The 1,602-nt window shown below is 72.8% G+C and carries 1 protein-coding gene and 1 pseudogene; both read left to right on the top strand.

Going from position 1 to position 1,602, the window contains the following annotated elements:
• Positions 1–527, top strand: a pseudogene (locus ABZY11_RS44380) (serine protease); the annotation flags it as partial.
• A 43-nt stretch (positions 528–570) separates the two neighbouring features.
• A complete protein-coding gene (locus ABZY11_RS44375; protein ID WP_356484600.1) occupies positions 571–1,524 on the top strand; it encodes a bifunctional riboflavin kinase/FAD synthetase in 954 nt (317 codons plus the stop codon).
• Positions 1,525–1,602: the final 78 nt, after the last annotated feature.

Here is a 1,602-nt window from a genome sequence, read left to right as displayed (position 1 = left end):
GGCTGGAGCGCGGCCCCGCCGCCCGTGCCCTGCTGCTGCCCCTGGTGACCGGGCTGCTGCGGGACCGACCCGTGCCGCCGCCGGTACGCGGGGCGCTCGCCGGGGTGCTCGCCGCACCGGGGAGCCCCGCCTCCGGGCCGCTGAGGGAACAGCTGCTGGAGGTCCTGCTGGATTTCGAGCAGGACGCCCACCGTGATCCGGCCGTGCTCGACGCGCTGCTGCGGGCCGCCGCGACCGGCTCCGGCGGGCGCGCCCCCGCCCGTACCCGCGCCCTGGTCCACCGCACCGGGACACTGCTGGTCCGGACCCCCGAGGGCGCGGTCCGGTTCGACCGCGGGCTGGTCGAGCTCGCCCGTGACGTGCCCGGATTCGCCGCCCTGGTCACCGGGTGGCTGGCCGACGCCCCGCAGGAATGGGCGGTGCTCGTCGGCCCGAGTGCGCGGCGGACGGTGGAGGCGCTGGGAAGCCCGAAGGCGATGCCGATGCAGGCCGCGCGGCGTGAGCATGGCAGTCTTAGACCTGCGTAAGAGACAAACCCACGTACACAGGTTCGGGCGAGGAGCGGTCAGAGTGCAGCGCTGGCGTGGCTTGGAGGACATCCCCCAGGACTGGGGACGCAGCGTCGTCACCATCGGCTCCTATGACGGGGTGCACCGCGGACACCAGCTGATCATCGGGCGGGCCGTGGAGCGCGCCCGCGAGCTGGGCGTGCCGTCGGTGGTGGTGACCTTCGACCCGCATCCCAGCGAGGTCGTACGGCCCGGCAGCCATCCGCCGCTGCTCGCCCCGCACCACCGGCGTGCCGAGCTGATGGCGGAGCTGGGGGTGGACGCGGTGCTCATCCTGCCGTTCACCACCGAGTTCTCGAAGCTGGCGCCGGCCGACTTCATCGTGAAGGTGCTCGTCGACAAGCTGCACGCGCAGCTGGTCATCGAGGGGCCGAACTTCCGCTTCGGCCACAAGGCGGCCGGCAACGTACAGCTGCTCACCGAGTTCGGTGAGACCTACGACTACCGGGTCGAGGTCATCGACCTGTATGTGAGCGGCGAGGCGGGCGGCGGCGAGCCGTTCTCCTCCACCCTCACCCGGCGGCTGGTGGCCGAGGGCGATGTGGCGGGTGCCGCCGAGATCCTGGGCCGCCCGCACCGGGTCGAGGGCATCGTGGTCCGAGGCGCGCAGCGCGGCCGGGAGCTCGGCTTCCCCACGGCCAATGTGGAGACCCTGCCGCACACCGCGATCCCCGCCGACGGCGTCTACGCGGGCTGGCTGGACGTGAACGGCGAGGCGATGCCCGCCGCGATCTCGGTCGGCACGAACCCGCAGTTCGACGCCACGGAGCGGACGGTGGAGGCGTACGCGATCGACCGGGTCGGCCTCGACCTGTACGGGCTCCATGTCGCGGTGGACTTCCTCGCGTACGTGCGCGGCATGCTGAAGTTCGACTCGATCGACGACCTGCTCGTGGCGATGGCCGCCGATGTGAAGCGGTGCAGCGAGCTGATCTCCGCGTACGAGCGCGGCTGAGCCACGGCCGCGTACAGTGCGGCCGGACGTCCCCTCACAGGCGACGACGCGGGGCCGGGACCGTCATCGACGGTCCCG

It is taken from the genome of Streptomyces sp. NPDC006510 (genome assembly GCF_040611955.1).
Classification (GTDB): Bacteria; Actinomycetota; Actinomycetes; order Streptomycetales; family Streptomycetaceae; genus Streptomyces.
Note: the sequence above shows the minus strand (reverse complement) of the source record. Positions and strands in the feature narration are given on the sequence as shown.